The 14,685-nt window shown below is 67.3% G+C and carries 15 protein-coding genes; 10 read left to right on the top strand and 5 right to left on the bottom strand.

The genetic code is table 11. The features are described from left to right. Window positions 1–339 precede the first annotated feature (339 nt). The 7 genes from KV110_RS11480 to KV110_RS11450 all read left to right on the top strand — a co-directional run bounded on the left by KV110_RS11480 (window position 340) and on the right by KV110_RS11450 (window position 6,371). On the top strand, window positions 340–1,467 hold the full coding sequence (locus KV110_RS11480; RefSeq protein ID WP_218475787.1) for a glycosyltransferase family 4 protein: 1,128 nt from the start codon (window positions 340–342) through the stop codon (window positions 1,465–1,467). A gap of 263 nt (window positions 1,468–1,730) precedes the next feature. Beyond that, entirely contained in the window at window positions 1,731–2,114 is a 384-nt protein-coding gene (locus KV110_RS11475) for a polyketide cyclase / dehydrase and lipid transport (protein ID WP_218475785.1), read from the top strand. Between the two features lie 41 nt (window positions 2,115–2,155). Then, entirely contained in the window at window positions 2,156–2,593 is a 438-nt protein-coding gene (locus KV110_RS11470; RefSeq protein ID WP_218475783.1) for an SRPBCC family protein, read from the top strand. After that, window positions 2,590–3,885, top strand: a complete 1,296-nt coding sequence (locus KV110_RS11465; protein ID WP_281427820.1) for an ArsA family ATPase — start codon at window positions 2,590–2,592, stop codon at window positions 3,883–3,885. The genes KV110_RS11470 and KV110_RS11465 overlap by 4 nt, the downstream gene beginning before the upstream one ends. Further along, window positions 3,875–4,375: a hypothetical protein gene (locus KV110_RS11460; RefSeq protein ID WP_246634475.1), complete on the top strand. Its 501-nt coding sequence runs from the start codon at window positions 3,875–3,877 to the stop codon at window positions 4,373–4,375. The genes KV110_RS11465 and KV110_RS11460 overlap by 11 nt, the downstream gene beginning before the upstream one ends. Then, complete coding sequence (locus KV110_RS11455) at window positions 4,372–5,379, top strand: ROK family protein (protein WP_218475781.1); 1,008 nt, start codon at window positions 4,372–4,374, stop codon at window positions 5,377–5,379. Before KV110_RS11460 ends, KV110_RS11455 begins: the two co-directional genes overlap by 4 nt. 260 nt (window positions 5,380–5,639) lie before the next feature. Then, a complete protein-coding gene (locus KV110_RS11450) occupies window positions 5,640–6,371 on the top strand; it encodes a lysophospholipid acyltransferase family protein (RefSeq protein WP_218475779.1) in 732 nt (243 codons plus the stop codon). 415 nt (window positions 6,372–6,786) lie between these two features. Here the strand turns inward: KV110_RS11450 and KV110_RS11445 are convergent, their stop codons facing one another. The 4 genes from KV110_RS11445 to KV110_RS11430 form a co-directional block, all read right to left on the bottom strand. After that, window positions 6,787–7,407 (bottom strand): TetR/AcrR family transcriptional regulator, encoded by a 621-nt coding sequence (locus KV110_RS11445; protein ID WP_218475778.1) that lies wholly within the window; start codon window positions 7,405–7,407, stop codon window positions 6,787–6,789. 13 nt (window positions 7,408–7,420) lie between these two features. Further along, complete coding sequence (locus KV110_RS11440; RefSeq protein WP_218475777.1) at window positions 7,421–8,305, bottom strand: SDR family oxidoreductase; 885 nt, start codon at window positions 8,303–8,305, stop codon at window positions 7,421–7,423. Next, complete coding sequence (locus tag KV110_RS11435; RefSeq protein ID WP_218475775.1) at window positions 8,302–9,813, bottom strand: flavin-containing monooxygenase; 1,512 nt, start codon at window positions 9,811–9,813, stop codon at window positions 8,302–8,304. The genes KV110_RS11440 and KV110_RS11435 overlap by 4 nt, the downstream gene beginning before the upstream one ends. A gap of 234 nt (window positions 9,814–10,047) precedes the next feature. Further along, entirely contained in the window at window positions 10,048–10,503 is a 456-nt protein-coding gene (locus KV110_RS11430; protein WP_218475773.1) for a MarR family winged helix-turn-helix transcriptional regulator, read from the bottom strand. Between the two features lie 98 nt (window positions 10,504–10,601). On the opposite strand from KV110_RS11430, the gene KV110_RS11425 reads away from it, so the two are divergent. From KV110_RS11425 to KV110_RS11415, 3 genes are all read left to right on the top strand, one after another. Next, a complete protein-coding gene (locus KV110_RS11425) occupies window positions 10,602–10,997 on the top strand; it encodes a hypothetical protein (protein WP_218475771.1) in 396 nt (131 codons plus the stop codon). A gap of 106 nt (window positions 10,998–11,103) precedes the next feature. Beyond that, window positions 11,104–12,669, top strand: coding sequence for an alkaline phosphatase D family protein (locus KV110_RS11420; RefSeq protein WP_218475769.1), 1,566 nt, complete (start codon window positions 11,104–11,106; stop codon window positions 12,667–12,669). A gap of 51 nt (window positions 12,670–12,720) precedes the next feature. Further along, window positions 12,721–13,998, top strand: a complete 1,278-nt coding sequence (locus tag KV110_RS11415; protein WP_218475767.1) for an FAD-binding oxidoreductase — start codon at window positions 12,721–12,723, stop codon at window positions 13,996–13,998. 403 nt (window positions 13,999–14,401) lie between these two features. Here the strand turns inward: KV110_RS11415 and KV110_RS11410 are convergent, their stop codons facing one another. Continuing rightward, window positions 14,402–14,593, bottom strand: coding sequence for a hypothetical protein (locus KV110_RS11410; RefSeq protein ID WP_218475765.1), 192 nt, complete (start codon window positions 14,591–14,593; stop codon window positions 14,402–14,404). Between the last annotated feature and the right edge of the window lie 92 nt (window positions 14,594–14,685).

The following is a 14,685-nucleotide window of genomic DNA, read 5'->3' as shown; positions in this document are numbered from 1 at the left end:
GAGCCGTACTCCATCGGATGCCGTGGCGGCCCGTCTCACACACGGCCGCCCGCCCGATCGATGTTCCACCGCGCGGCCGAGCGGTATTCCAACGCGCGGCCGTACCGGATCGTTCACACTGGCCCGCGAGATACCCCCGATTGCAACAACACCAGCCCAACCCCAGGTTTCGAGCGAAGCGAGACCGAGCATCGCCCGTTCGCGGCCCGTCTCGCGTCCGAGTGGCCGAAGCGCACGCGCCGCAGGCGCAAGTCTCGGCCGCTCGGACGCGAGACACCCGGGGGCCGCGAACACGCGGCGCCGCAGGCGCCGCCAAATAGACACAGTAGGTTGTGATTCATGGCCCGAACTCTGCTGGTGACCAATGATTTCCCGCCGCGGCCGGGTGGTATTCAGTCTTATCTGCAGGCCCTTGCCGGTGAGCTGCCGCCCGACGATCTGGTGGTGTACGCCCCACGCTGGCGCGGCGACAGTCATTTGAAGTTCGATGCCAAGCAGAAGTTCCAGGTGGTCCGCCATCCCACCACGCTGATGTTGCCGACCCCACTGGTTATGCGCCGAGCGGCGCGCCTGTTGCGCAGCGAGAAGTGCGACACGGTGTGGTTCGGCGCCGCCGCACCGCTCGCGCTGATGTCGCCGATGTTGCGCCGCGCGGGCGCCGAACGCATCCTGGCCAGCACGCACGGACACGAGGTCGGCTGGTCCATGCTGCCCGGCGCCCGGCAGGCGTTGCGCCAGATCGGTGAGCACACCGACGTCATCACCTATGTCAGCAAGTACACCCGGCAGCGTTTCGCGTCGGCGTTCGGGCGCAACGCGGCGCTCGAGTACCTGCCGCCGGGTGTGGACACCGAGACGTTCCGCCCGGACCCGGCCGCGCGCGCGGAGCTGCGTGCCCGCTACGGGCTCGGCGACCGCCCGACCATCCTGTGCCTGTCTCGCCTGGTCCCCCGCAAGGGTCAGGACGTACTGATCGTCGCCATGCTGGAGATCCGCAATCGCGTTCCCGGCGCGGTTCTGGTGATCGCGGGCGGCGGACCCTACGAGGAGAAACTGCGCCAACTCGCCATCGCGTTGGGCGTCACCGACGACGTCGTCTTCACCGGCCGGGTCCCCTCCGACGAACTGGCCGCCCATCACACCCTCGCCGACGTCTTCGCCATGCCATGCCGCACCCGCGGCGCCGGCCTCGACGTGGAAGGTCTCGGCATCGTCTACCTCGAAGCATCCGCGTCCGGCGTCCCGGTGGTAGCGGGCCGTTCCGGCGGCGCCCCGGAAACGGTCATCGAGGGCGAAACCGGCCGGGTGGTGGACGGCCGCTCGACCCAGCAGATCACCGACGCCCTGGTCGATATCCTGTCCGACCGCGACGAAGCCGCCCGCATGGGCGCCGCGGGCCGCGCCTTCGTCGAGGAACGCTGGCGCTGGGACACGCACGGCGCCCGGCTGCGCCAACTGCTGCGGTGAGCTCGGCGGCCTCGATCCGATACGCTCACCTCGTGAGGGAGCGCATCGAGCGAACCATAGACACAGCGTCCGTGCTGGCGACGGAACCTAGCGACAGCGAGGCAGCGTCGTGAGGGTGCGCGAGCGAATCATGGACACAGCGTCCGTGCTCTCGAGAGAGCCGAGCGCTAGCGAGGCGGAGTCATGAGCGAGCGTCAGCGAGCGAACCAGAGATACCGCGCGCCTGGGCGCACGACGGAGCCGAGCGCTAGCGAGGCGGAGTCGTGAGCACTATCCAGGTCGCCGACCAGACCTTTGTCGCCGCACCGGGCACTGCCGTCGCCGAGATTCTGTCCGCGCAGAACAATTGGCGCCGCTGGTGGCCGGACCTGACCTTGGTCGTCCGGGAAGACCGGGGCGACAAGGGAATCCGCTGGACCGTGTCCGGCGCGCTGGACGGGACCATGGAAGTCTGGTTGCAGCCCGCGCTGGACGGGGTGATCGTGCACTACTTCCTGCACGCCGAGCCGCGACCCGCACTGGCGCCGAACAAGATGGCCGCCGCCAATCGGGCGCGCCGGGTGGCGGGCAAGAACATGTCGTTCGAGTTGAAGTCCCGGCTCGAGGCCGGCCGCCCGGCCGGTGTCGCGCCCGCCCACGCCTCCTGACGCTCATCGAGCACCTTCGCTGAAAGGAACCGCTGTCCGCCATGGCCGACAGGACCCAGAGGTCGATCATCATCGAGGCCCCGTCGCAGCAGGTGATGTCCGTCATCGCCGACCTGGAGTCCTACCCGGAGTGGGTCTCGGCGGCGAAATCCGTAGAAGTGCAGGAGAAGGGGCCGGACGGACGGGCGCGCACCGCCCGATTCGTGCTGGACGCTGGCGTGGTGAAGGACAGCTACGTCCTCTCCTATACCTGGCGCCCTGACAATAAAGCGGTCAGCTGGACGCTGGTCAGCGGTGAACTGCAGAAGGCGCAGAACGGCACCTACGAACTCATCGATCAGCCCGACGGTGGCACCGAGGTCGTCTACACGCTGACCGTGGATCTGAATATCCCGATGATCGGCATGTTCAAACGCAAGGCCGAGAAGGTGATCACCGATACCGCGCTGAAAGAACTGAAGAAACGGGTCGAAGGCTGACGACGCACACGACCCGTGTCGAACTGTTCATCGGCAAAGGCGGGGTAGGCAAGACGACGCTGGCGTGTGCCACCGCCATGTCCTATGCCAGGGCAGGACGCCGGGTGCTGGTGGCCTCGCTGGATCAGGCGCATTCGCTGGGTGACGCGCTCGGCTTTCGTTTCCCGCACGATCCGGGCACCGTCACCGGGGTCGCCACCGTGCTGCCCGGCCTCGACGTGATCGAGGTGGATTCCCTTGCGCTGCTGGAGGATCGGTTCCGCGAGGTGGTCCGCGTGCTGTCGCCGGGGACCGGCCACGACCACGGTATCGATATCGCCGCACTCGACCCGGCCGAACTGACCGGGCTGCCCGGCGTGCAGGAACTGCTGATGCTGGTGGAGATCACCCAGTTCGCGAACGAGGACGACTGGGATGTGATCGTCGTCGACTGCCCGCCGTCGGCCGACATGCTGCGCATCATCACCGCACCGGACACCCTGCTCGGTTACCTCGAACGGATCTGGCCGCCGCACGCGCGAGCGATGAGCACGGTGGGCACCGATCTGCGGCGCGCGGTGCTCGCCGCGACGGTGGAGCGGATCGTCAAGGCGGTCACCGAGGTCCGTGATCTGCTGGCCGACCATCAGCGCACCGGCGCCCGGCTGATCACCGTCGCCGAGCGGGTGACGCTCGCCGAATCCGAGCGGGTCCGCTCGGCCGCCGTGCTGCTCGGGCTGCGGTTGGACGCGGTGGTGGTCAATAAGGTGCTGCCGCCCACTGCGCCACCCGATTCCACGGCCCCGATCGACGCAGCGCATCCGGCGGTGCACTGGTATCTCAACCGCCGCGCCGAACAGCTCGCCGCGATCGCCGAATTAGAACGCTCGATGCCGGGTATTCCCGTGCTGATCGCGCAGCACACCGGACCGGAACCGATCGGACTGACCTCGCTCGCGGCGCTGTCGTACGCGGTGGACACGGACAGGAACAGTGACGACACAGCCCTTATGCTGAGCGACAGTCCGGTGGAGGTTGACGCGAGTTCCGGCGAACCGGTGGTTCGATGTGAATCGGGCACCGGTCTGCGCGCGATCTACACACTGCGGATGCATCTGCCCGTTGTCGATGCGGCGACGCTGCGACTTGGCCGAGTGGAGGACGATTTGATCGTGGGAGCGGACGGTGTCCGGCGGCGAGTACGTCTCGCGCCGGTGTTGCGGCGATGCACGGTCGACGGCGCCGAACTCGACGGAGGACACCTCGTGGTGCGGTTCCGCCCCGACCCGGAGGTATGGCCCGATGAGCGGTGACCGGACGACCGGTGCCGGTCCGCGCGACCACCACGGCCCGGACGATGACGCGCCGGAAGCGAGCGAGCAACCGAAAGGCTCGACCGGCGACGACAACCCGGTGGATGGCCTCGCCGAATTCGCCGCGGAACTGAAGTTGCTCGCCGAATCCGTGCTCGAGCGGGTCGAGCCGGTGTTGCGGCGGGCCGCCGACGGACAGGTGGAGTGGGCGAGTTGCGGCTGGTGTCCGGTGTGTGCGGCGGCCGCGCTGGTGCGCGGTGAGCACCACGAGGTACTCCAGACGGTGGCCGATCACGGTACGGCGATCGTGACGGTGCTGCGCGAAGCGTTGGCCGGGGTGCCGGTCGAACCGGTCATGCCGGAGGACGGGCCGGATCATCAGCACAAACATGGTGTGTCACAGGATGATTCAGCCGATACGGACTCCGGTGCCGGACAACGCAGCTCACGTTCCCGTTATGTCAGCATCCCTGTGACGATCAAGGCATGACGCACCGCATAGCAGGTGCGCGGCCGCTGACTGTCGGAATCGACGTCGGCGGCACCAACATTCGCGCATCCGTGATCGACACCAGCGGCGAGGTACTCGATACCGTCCAGGCGCCGACCCCGCATTCCGCCAAGGCGCTCGAGGACGCCCTCGACCGCTCCGTTCGCGAATTGTGCCGCAGGCACCCGATCGGCGCGGTGGGCTTGGCCGTTGCCGGTTTCATCAACGGCGACCGCTCCACCGTCCGGTTCGCGCCCCATCTGCCCTGGCAGGACACCCCCGTCGCGCAGCGGCTCACCGAACGACTCGAGCTGCCGGTCATCCTCGAGCACGACGCCAACGCCGCGATGTGGGCCGAATACCGGTTCGGCGCGGCCGCGGGTGGGCACAACGTGGTGCTGGTCGCGATCGGCACCGGCATCGGTGCCGCGCTGCTCATCGACGGCCAGCTGTACCGCGGAACCCACGGTGTCGCACCGGAACTCGGCCACCTGCAGGTCGTTCCTGGGGGCCGCGCCTGCCCGTGCGGCAAGCGCGGTTGCTGGGAAAGGTACTGCAGCGGAACAGCACTCGCCGACACCGCGATCGAAATGCTGGCCACCGACCCGGTCCGCTCGGTACTCGCCAGAGACGTCTTCCGCGATCCCGGCTCGCTCACCGGCCGCCGCGTCGCGGGCGCGGCGCAGGACGGCGACCCACTCGCCGTCCGCGTCATGGCCGACTTCGCCCGCTGGCTCGGCCTCGGCCTCGCCTTCGTCAGCGATATCTTCGACCCCGACCTGGTCGTCATCGCGGGCGGCGTCAGCAGCTCCGCTCCCCTGTTCCTGGACGAGGCCCGCGAAGAATACGCCCGCTCGGTAACCGGCGCGGGTCACCGCCCGCTGGCTCGCATCCGCACCACCCAACTGGGCGAAGCCGCAGGCATGATCGGCGCCGCCGACCTGGCCAGGGCCGCCCTCATCGAATCCGAACGCAAGTCCTCCCGAATAGCCCGCACCCGCTGACCCCGCCCGCTCGGCAACCTGGACGTTTCATTGCGTGCGGCAGTGGTATTCGGTTGTCGAATGCTTGCTTCGGTCGCCGATGACCCGCGATTCCGGTCGCCGAGGAATCTGCTGCCGGACTCCGATTACGGCGCTCTTGCCTACCCATGGCAGAGTGTGGTGAGATTCGCCGCTGCGGTTGGATGTGATCTCGCACCAGCGGTAAAGTCGGCAACCGACGCAGGTGCCCGCTTCGATCCCGGTCCCGGGGGAAGGACGTCATGTTCTACTGGCTGCTGAAGTACGTGCTGCTGGGACCGTTCATGCATCTCTACAACAGGCCGACGGTCGAGGGTGTAGAGAACATTCCGGCGGACGGTCCGGCGATCATGGCGGGTAACCACCTCTCCTTCGCGGACTGGCTGTTCGCGCCGTTGATGAGCCCGCGGCGGATCAACTATCTGGCCAAGGCCGAATACTTCAATACCCCCGGCATCAAGGGCGCGTTCCAGAAGTGGTTCTTCACCACCTCCGGCCAGTTCCCGATCGACCGCACCGGGGCCGACGCCGCCGAGGACGCCCTCAACGCCGCCCGCAAGCTGCTCGACCAGGGTCGCCTCGTCGGCCTGTACCCCGAGGGCACCCGCTCCCCCGACGGTCGCCTGTACAAGGGCAAGACCGGCCTCGCCCGCCTCGCCCTGGAAACCGGTGTCCCGGTCATCCCGGTCGCCGTCATCGGCACCGACGCCGTCAGCCCGCCCGGCCCCTTCCGCTGGCGCCGCCGCAAGGTCACCGTCAAGTTCGGCACCCCCATCGACTTCTCCCGCTACGAAGGCATGGGCGGCAACCGCTTCGTCGAACGCGCCGTCACCGACGAGGTCATGTACGAACTCATGCAACTCAGCGGCCAGGAATATGTAGACGTCTACGCCGCCACCCTCAAAAAGAACACCCCCACCGGCACCCCCCGCGAACCCGAAGCCACCCGCATCCCCCACACCGCCGCCAGCTGACCGGGATCGGCGGGACCCTCCACGCCCCGCCCCGCCCCCGTCTTCCCGTGCCGGGAATCAGCAAGCCGCGTCTGCGAGCCGGGAATCAGGAAGTGCCGGTTGGCAATTCGGTCGACCCCATAGCCGCCCCGCCGAACGGGACACCACCAAGCCACGTGCCGAACGGGACACCACCGAGCCGCGTCTCGCACTTCGCCGCAACCATGTCCCGCTCGGCGCACACGGCGAGCCTTCCTAGTCAGCCGAGCACCGGGGACTAACGCGCGCCAGCGGTCACACCGGCCAGGTTCCTCCGCCGACCGGGACATCACCGAGTGTGCTCTCGCACTTTGCCGCAACCATGTCCCGCTCGGGGCGCACGGCGGGCGAGGTGTCGCCGAGTGGGGCTCAGGGTTGGTGGGTGGTCCGTTTGGGGTTATGGGGTGGTGAGGATGGTGGTGGTGAGGTGGGTGGCGTAGGTGACGAGTTCGGGGCGGGTGGCGGGGATTCGGCCGGCGAGCCAGTCGAGGAAGAGGGAGACGAGGGCGCCGGAGAGGGCGCTGATCGGCATGGTGAGGTGGTCGGGGGTGCGGTCGGCGGCTCGGTGGGGGGAGAGTTGGGCGGCGACGAGTTGGACGAAGTCGGGGAGGGCGGCGGAGCCGTGGGTGCGCAGGGTGTCATCGGCGAGGGTTTCGCGGAACATGATTCGGCTGCGGCGTGGGTCGTCTTCGAAATACTGGGCGGCGGCGTCGAAAGCCACATGGATGCGGGCGGTTTCGTCGTCGGGTGCGGTGGCCAAACGCGTGCTGACCGCCGCCAGCAGACCGTGCGCGACCTGGTCGTAGACCTCGACGAGCAGCGCTTCGCGATCGGGGAAGCTCTCGTAGAAGTAGCGCAGGCTCAGACCCGCCCCACGGCAGACGGCGCGCATGGTGGTGGCCGCCGCGCCGTCCGCACCGAGCAGTTCGAATCCGGCGCGCACCAATTGGTCCCGCCGCTCGGCGGAACGTGCGGCCATGGTGCTGCCGCGCCAGGTGTTGGTGGCTGACGAACTCACGGTCCTGATGATGTCACGGCACTGTCGAGGAGTTCGGCACCGCGCGTCGTTCCAGTCGACGGATCAGTTCGTGCGTGTGCGCGTCGAGGCTGAGGTACCGGTCGAGCAGCACATTGACGGCGCCACGCAGTAGCGCGTACGGCTCCCACACACCCGGGGCGATGGTGCGTGGGGCACGATGGGCGATGCCGTCGGCAATGGTGGTGGCGGCCTCGACGGCGCTGATCCGGCGGTTCAACGGCCACGGCAGCAGTCGCCCGACCTCGCGACCGAGCTCGTCCTCGTCGAGGGTGTGCTGGGTCATCGCGGTGTCCACGATGCCGAAGTAGGCGACCCCCGCGCTGGCCCCGGCCGCGGCGAGTTCGACACGCAACGCGCGACCGAACTGTTCCACACCCGCTTTACTGACCATGTACGGCGAGCCACCCATGCCGGGTGCGAATGCCGCGCACGAGGATACGACAACGACATGCCCGCGGCTGGCAACGATGTCGTCCAATGCCGGGTGCACCGTATTGAACGCCCCGGTCAGATTGATCGCGAGGACACGATCGAAATCGGCCGGGTCCATCGTGCGAATCGTCGCCGGTGCAGGCGTAACTCCGGCATTCGCGACCACGACGTCCACCCTGCCGAATCGCTCGCGAACCACTTCGAGGGCGGCGACCATCCCGGCACGATCGGCGACATCGGCACGGACCCCCATTGCCCGCTCCCCCAATTCGCCTGCGGCGACCCGGGTTCGCTCCTCATCGAGATCGAGCATCGCCACCCGAGCACCGCGGCGATACACAATCCGCGCCAACTCCAACCCGATCCCCTGCCCCGCACCACTGATCACCACCACCCGACCCCGCACATCGAAATCTGCCGTCGGCCAACCCAAGCCCAGTATCACTGGATCACCTCGCTGTCGAGAACGGCATTCCGATACCCCCGCACCGCGCTGGTCAGGTAAGCATCCTCGTCGAATCGGCTTGTGCGACGCGCGTATTCGAAACTCCAGTTCGGGTACAGACCGGCGTTGCCGGTGCCGTCGGCGGTTTGGTAGTAGCTGCGGCAGTTGCCGGTTACCCAGACGGTGTCCCGGCTGCGGACTGCCATTTCTCGGAGGAATGCGCGCTGTGCTTCCGGGCGCACCTCGATTCGCCGGAGTCCATTGTCCCGCATGGTTTTCAGTGCGTCCACGATGTAGCGGACCTGGGCTTCGATCATGTAGATAGCGGACTGGTTCCCGGCGGCGCCGAAGGGGCCGAGTGTGGTGAAGAAGTTCGGGAAACCGGCGACCGTGGTACCCAGATAGCTTTGCGGCCGGTCGCGATACAGCTCGCCCATGCTGCGGCCGGCACTGCCGCGGACGCGATCGAACACCTGTGGCGGCACACCGAAGCCGGTACCCCAGATGATCGTGTCCACCTCATGTTCCACACCGTCGTCGGTGCGAATGGACCGTGGCCCGACAGCTGCGATCCGTGCGGTGACCACCTCGACGTTCGGCTGGGTGAGCGCCGGATAGTAGGCGTCGGAGAAGATGGCGCGCTTACATCCGATCATGTAATCGGGCGTCAGTCGTTCGCGCAGCCGAGGATCCCGCACTTGCCTGCGCAGTTGAAGCCGCCCCAGCGCCTCGTAGGGGTGACGGAATCGCTTGTCCACGAAGCCGACCAGCCCGAAGCCCTCGATGGCGGCGAAGTAGGCGCCCCGAACGGCCTTACCCAGCAAGGGCATCCGGCGGAGCAGGGACCGCTCGAGATCGGTGGTGGCCCAGTCCATCCTCGGCACGATCCACGGCGCGGACCGCTGGAATACCGTCAACTGCCGCACCACCGGCTGGATCTCGGGGATGAACTGCACCGCGGACGCCCCGGTGCCGATGACGGCCACCCGTTCGCCGGTCAGGTCGTGATCGTGATCCCAATGCAGCGAATGGAATTGGTTGCCGGTGAAGCTCTCGACCCCCGGCAGCTCCGGAATCTGCGCCTCACTGAACGGCCCGATCGCCGATACCAGGACATCAGCCGTCATCGACCCCTGCGACGTACTGACCCACCAATACCCTCGCGCGTCATCCCAACTCGCCTCGCGCAGCTCGGTGTCGTAGCGAATATGCTGCGGCACATCGAATTTCGCCGCCACACCACGCAGATAGTCGAGAATTTCCGGCTGTGTGCTATATCTGCGCGACCATTCCGGATTCGGCGCGAACGAATACGAATACAACATCGACGGCACATCACAGGCACAGCCCGGATAGGTATTCGCCCGCCAGGTCCCACCGAGTTCGGCAGCCCGCTCGAGGATCACGAAATCCTCGAACCCGGCCTGCCGCAACCGAACCCCCAGCCCGATCCCCGCGAACCCGGCACCGACAACCACGACAGACACGTGCTCTTCACTACTAGCCACGGGCTACTTCCTGTTCCGCTTGTCTGCCGCGGCGATCGCCTGCGGATAGGCACCAGTTCCCCGATGCCACCTATGCCGCCACGCAAAGGAATCACCTGATTCCATTGGCATCAGATGATTCCTCTACACGCCACAACTTGTCAAGAGTCCTCGATCAACTAACCCTGCCGCGACAGCATCGCCGGGACTCGGCGCACCCGGCCACGGGTTCGCTGACCGTCTGGCACGCCCGAATCAGCTGGACGAGACGGCTTCCTCATAGGCGCGAAGTGTGGCAATCACGAGGGCGCGCTGCTCGGCCGTCAACGGGCCAAGGGCGGCGCGCCAGCCACGGTCCGCACCGCCGAGCCAGGCCGTTACCGCCGCTCGATGTGCGTCGGCGATGGTGACAAGGGTTCGCCGCCGGTCGTTTTCGTCGGTCCTGCGGCTCACTACGCCGTGGCGACTGAGGTCGCCGACCATCAAGCTCACGGTCGTTGGCGCTACCTCCAGTCGCTTCGCCAGCTCGTTCACTGTCAGTGGCCCGTCGAACAGCACGTAGGTCAACAGCGACAGGTGGCGAGGCGCCAACTCGAGCGATCGCAAAGCTTCGGGAACCGGCAGCCGCTTCGCGCGGGCGACCAACCGTGGCATGAGCAGCACCATGGCTCGGACGCTCTCGTCCAGGGATGGGCCGGTCTCCGTTGACATATCCCTCTCTCCAAAATACCTTTGCTTACAAAGCAATTGCACGAACCGGGACCATCGTCCCACGCGGACAGACGGACCCGGCTCCATGAAGGAGAGCGATGACCCAGCCAGTCGTACGACCCCGGGCGCTGACCATCGGACTGCATCCACAAGCGTTGGACTACAGCCGTTTCCCCGGCCTGGACGAGGCACAACTCACGGCCAGGGTCGGTGCTGCCAACGCCGCCCTCCAGGACACCGAGTTCGAAGTCACGCCCTGCCTGGTCGGTGCGTCGCCCGAGGAAGCCGAAACCGCGATTCGGACGATGCTGGCGAACCATTCGTTCGACCTCGTCATGGTCGGCGGTGCGATACGCGCATTTGCTGAGCACACCCTGCTGTTCGAGCGCATCGTCAACGTCGTGGTCGAGGCAGCGCCGGGAATCCGGTTCTGCTTCAACACCTCCCCCGAGACCGCCCTCGACGCCCTTCGTCGAGTGTCCGCATCCGTCTGAGCACGGTGCCGATGTCGATGTGCGGGTGCCCGCCCGGGCCATCCCGTTACCCAATCGGACCGAACCCGTTCATATTGCGTTGGGATATCTGGTCCAGGGTGACCCCATGACTGGTTCGACCTTCGGCCTCTCCCGGCGCACCTTGCTGCGCACCTCCGCGCTCGGGCTGGTGGCCGCCCCCGCGCTGGCCGCGTGCTCGTCGAACGATGGGCCCGGTCTCATCCGCCAGCGCCCACTGCTGACGCACGGCGTCGCGGTGGGCGATCCGCGCAGTGACGGCGCGCTGATCTGGGCGCGCGCCGACCGGCCTGCGAAGCTGATCGTGGAGACCGCACCCACCGAATCCTTCGCCAACGCCAAGCGATTCACCGGACCGTTGCTGACCCCGGCAACCGACGGCACCGGCCGGGTGCGCGTCAACGGCCTGCCCGCGGGCGAGCAAGTGCACTACCGGGTGACGCTGGAGGGTGAGGACGGCGCCATCTCCGAACCGATCACCGGCGTGTTCCGCACCGTGCCCACCGGCGCGTCCGACATCAAGCTGCACTGGTCCGGCGATGTCGTCGGCCAAGGTTACGGCATCAATCCCGACCTGGGCGGCATGCGGATCTTCGCCACCATGGCCGCCCGCGACCCGCACCTGTTCATCCACTCAGGTGACGCCATCTACGCCGACAACCCGGTCAAGGAATCGGTGACGCTGCCCGACGGGCGAATCTGGCGCAACTCGGTGACCGAGGCGAAAAGCGCGCCAGCGCAGACTCTCCAGCAGTTCCGCGGCAACTACGCCTACAACCTGACCGACCAGAACTACCTCCGCTTCAACTCCTCGGTCGCCCAACTGGTGCAGTGGGACGACCACGAGACGGTCAACAACTGGTACCCCGGCGGCCTGGTCCCCGAGTCCAAGGGCTACACCGAGCGCAGCATGGACACCCTGGCCACCCGCGCCTGGCAGGCGTTCCACGAGTGGATGCCGGTGGAGCCAAAGGAAGCGGTGGACGGCCGCCTCTATCGCAAGATCTCCTACGGCCCGCTGCTGGACATCTTCGTGCTGGACATGCGGACCTACAAGGACGCCAACGACAGCAACAACGGCCCCACCGGCAGCATCTTCGGTCCGGCACAGACCAACTGGCTGATCGAGGGCCTGCGCGATTCGACGGCCACCTGGAAGATCGTCGCCAACGACTTGCCGCTCGGTGTGGTCGTCAAGGACGGTGAACAGCAGAACACCGTCGCGTTCGAGGGCCCGGCCAATGGCAACCCCGGCGCCCCCTCCGGCCGGGAAACCGAGATCGCCCAGGTACTCTCGGCGATCAAGGCGAACAAGGTCACCGACGTGGTGTGGCTCACCGCCGACGTGCACTACACGGCGGCGCACCACTACTCGCCCGAGCGTGCGGCGTTCACCGACTTCGACGAGTTCTGGGAGTTCGTCTCCGGACCGCTCAACGCGGGCGCGTTCGGCCCCAACCCGCTGGACGCGACGTTCGGGCCGGAGGCGATGTTCGTGCACGCGCCACCCGTGCAGAACAGTTCGCCGCTGGACGCCTTCCAGCATTTCGGCGAGGTGCTGATCGACGGCAAGTCAAGGGAACTGACGGTCAACTTGTGCGATGCGAGCGGATCCGTGCTGTTCAGCAAGCAGCTCGCACCGGCAGCCGGATAGCACCCGAGATCGGGCGAGCGGCGCGGGCCGCGCTGTAGTAGCTTTCGTGCCATGAGCACGCCGCAGTTTGTCTCCGCCGAGGAATACCTACCCCGTGACACGGCGGATGTCGTTCGCACGGTTCGGGATTCACGTGGCCGCGCGGAACGGCTGACGGTACGCGGCGGCGAGCAACTGGACGATGGTCTGACACTGCCCGCGCAGCCGACCGTGGTGTCGCTGCGGCGGATGAATCAGGTGCTCGACATCAATCTGGGGCGGCGGACGGTGCGGGTGCAGGCCGGCGCCAAGCTGTCCGACATCGACCGGCGGCTCGGCGCGCACGGACTCGGCCTGCCGATCGTCGGCGACCATCGCGACATCACCGCGGGCGGATTCGCGTCCGTCGGCGGGGTGAGCGCCGCCTCGCACAAGTATGGCATGTTCATCGACCAGGTCGTCGATCTGGAGTACGTCGACAACGATGGGCGCATCGGCACCTGCGGGCGCACCCATCATACCGAGCGCTTCCACCGCATTCTCGGCGCGGGCGGGCGCGCGGGCATCATCACCGCGCTCACCCTCGACGTGATCGACATCGACAAGGACCGCACCTGGCTGACCACCAACGCCGACCGGTTCCTCGACTTCGACTCCTTCGTCGAACACGCCTACGCGGAGATCACCCGCCCCGGCAACGCCGCACTGCAGGTGGGTCGCTGGGTCGACACCGCGCCGCTGAAGGTCGCGCGGCCGGGCGGCGTGGGACATGTGCAACTCGGCACGGTGCGGTTCGGCCAGTGGTCCACCTTGACCCCCACCGCGCCGACCCGCTCGCTGCGCGCGCGGCGCGAGGTGGGTTCGCGGGCGAGGAAGTCGCTGGGCGTCATCGCTTCCGCCGCGGGCGGCCCCGCCGGTATGCCGCTGCGCAACGCCGCGGCGGGCGCGGTGCTCTTCGCGCCGAAGGTGCAAACCTTGCGCGACGCGGAATACCTCGCCGACACCGCCCTCAGCTCATCCGAGCGCGGCCCCGCCTACCGGGTCGGCATTTTCGCGCCGCTGTCGAGCTACACCTCGGTCTTCTACCGCCTGCACGACCTGTTCGCCGGACACCGCGAACGCACCGGCTGCTTCACCGTCATCTCCGCAATGACCTACGGCGTGCGCTCCCGCTACCTGCGCTCGGAATCCGCCGCCCGCGGCCTCTCCCCCGAAGACCACGGCCTGATCACCTTCACCAGCCGCCTCCGCCCCGCCGCCCTACCGTCAGAGTTGTTGCGCGACATCGTTTCTGGTATCGACGAGATCTGCCGCTCGGAGAATGCGCTGCGCTACGAGTCGGAGGAGTAGAAGTCTTCGCAGGATCCGCTCGCAAACCGCGCCGTGGGTCCCAGTGTGACGAGTGAGCCGCAGCGCGACTTCGGCAGCGACGTTGTCGAGGACCAGCTGGCTGCGGTTTCCAGGTGCCACGCGTCGGGCATACGGTGGGGCCGCCGGACTTTCGGGTGGCCGGTAGTGGCTGCAGTGATCGTGTACGACCGTGACGGTGGGTACACCGCAGTGACGTAACCACGACAAGTACAGCGTTCTGTAGCCGAACGGGACATCACTGCGCCGAATCGCGGGACGAGGCTCGGTGATGTCCCGTTCGACGGGGATCCCGTGGGGCGGGTGGGTGGCGTGCGTGTGTTCGACCCGTTCGCATGTGACGGTTACTGCGCCGATGCCGAATTTCGTTCCGTTCCTGTCGAATTCATTGACCACAAGCGGCACCGGGCGCCTGCATCACTCGCAGGCCAGCGCGTCCCGGCACCAGAGCCTCGGCTCCGCCGCGCACCACCACCTCCGGACTACCGGCGCGCCCGGCCTCGGGAGTCGCAGCACCAGGCACACCGGCCTGCCGCGCACCGCCATATCGGGCCGCGGCGCTGAGCACCTCCGCCATGACGGAAGCGCTACTCCGACACGGTTGTTTCGGCACACGACTACCCACCCTTGAAACTCTGTACAAAGTACCCTATTCTCCAATAGTCTACT

Source organism: Nocardia iowensis (genome assembly GCF_019222765.1).
In the GTDB taxonomy this organism is placed as follows: domain Bacteria; phylum Actinomycetota; class Actinomycetes; order Mycobacteriales; family Mycobacteriaceae; genus Nocardia; species Nocardia iowensis.
This window is presented reverse-complemented; position numbering and strand designations above follow the sequence as displayed.

Excerpts from the sequence above, each read along its gene's own strand:
- KV110_RS11430 (WP_218475773.1), bottom strand. The coding sequence starts at position 10,503 with ATGTCAACGGAGACCGGCCCATCCCTGGACGAGAGCGTCCGAGCCATG.
- KV110_RS11480 (WP_218475787.1), top strand. The coding sequence starts at position 340 with ATGGCCCGAACTCTGCTGGTGACCAATGATTTCCCGCCGCGGCCGGGT.
- KV110_RS11455 (WP_218475781.1), top strand. The coding sequence starts at position 4,372 with ATGACGCACCGCATAGCAGGTGCGCGGCCGCTGACTGTCGGAATCGAC.
- KV110_RS11425 (WP_218475771.1), top strand. The coding sequence starts at position 10,602 with ATGACCCAGCCAGTCGTACGACCCCGGGCGCTGACCATCGGACTGCAT.
- KV110_RS11450 (WP_218475779.1), top strand. The coding sequence starts at position 5,640 with ATGTTCTACTGGCTGCTGAAGTACGTGCTGCTGGGACCGTTCATGCAT.
- KV110_RS11470 (WP_218475783.1), top strand. The coding sequence starts at position 2,156 with ATGGCCGACAGGACCCAGAGGTCGATCATCATCGAGGCCCCGTCGCAG.
- KV110_RS11410 (WP_218475765.1), bottom strand. The coding sequence starts at position 14,593 with ATGGCGGAGGTGCTCAGCGCCGCGGCCCGATATGGCGGTGCGCGGCAG.
- KV110_RS11415 (WP_218475767.1), top strand. The coding sequence starts at position 12,721 with ATGAGCACGCCGCAGTTTGTCTCCGCCGAGGAATACCTACCCCGTGAC.
- KV110_RS11460 (WP_246634475.1), top strand. The coding sequence starts at position 3,875 with ATGAGCGGTGACCGGACGACCGGTGCCGGTCCGCGCGACCACCACGGC.
- KV110_RS11420 (WP_218475769.1), top strand. The coding sequence starts at position 11,104 with ATGACTGGTTCGACCTTCGGCCTCTCCCGGCGCACCTTGCTGCGCACC.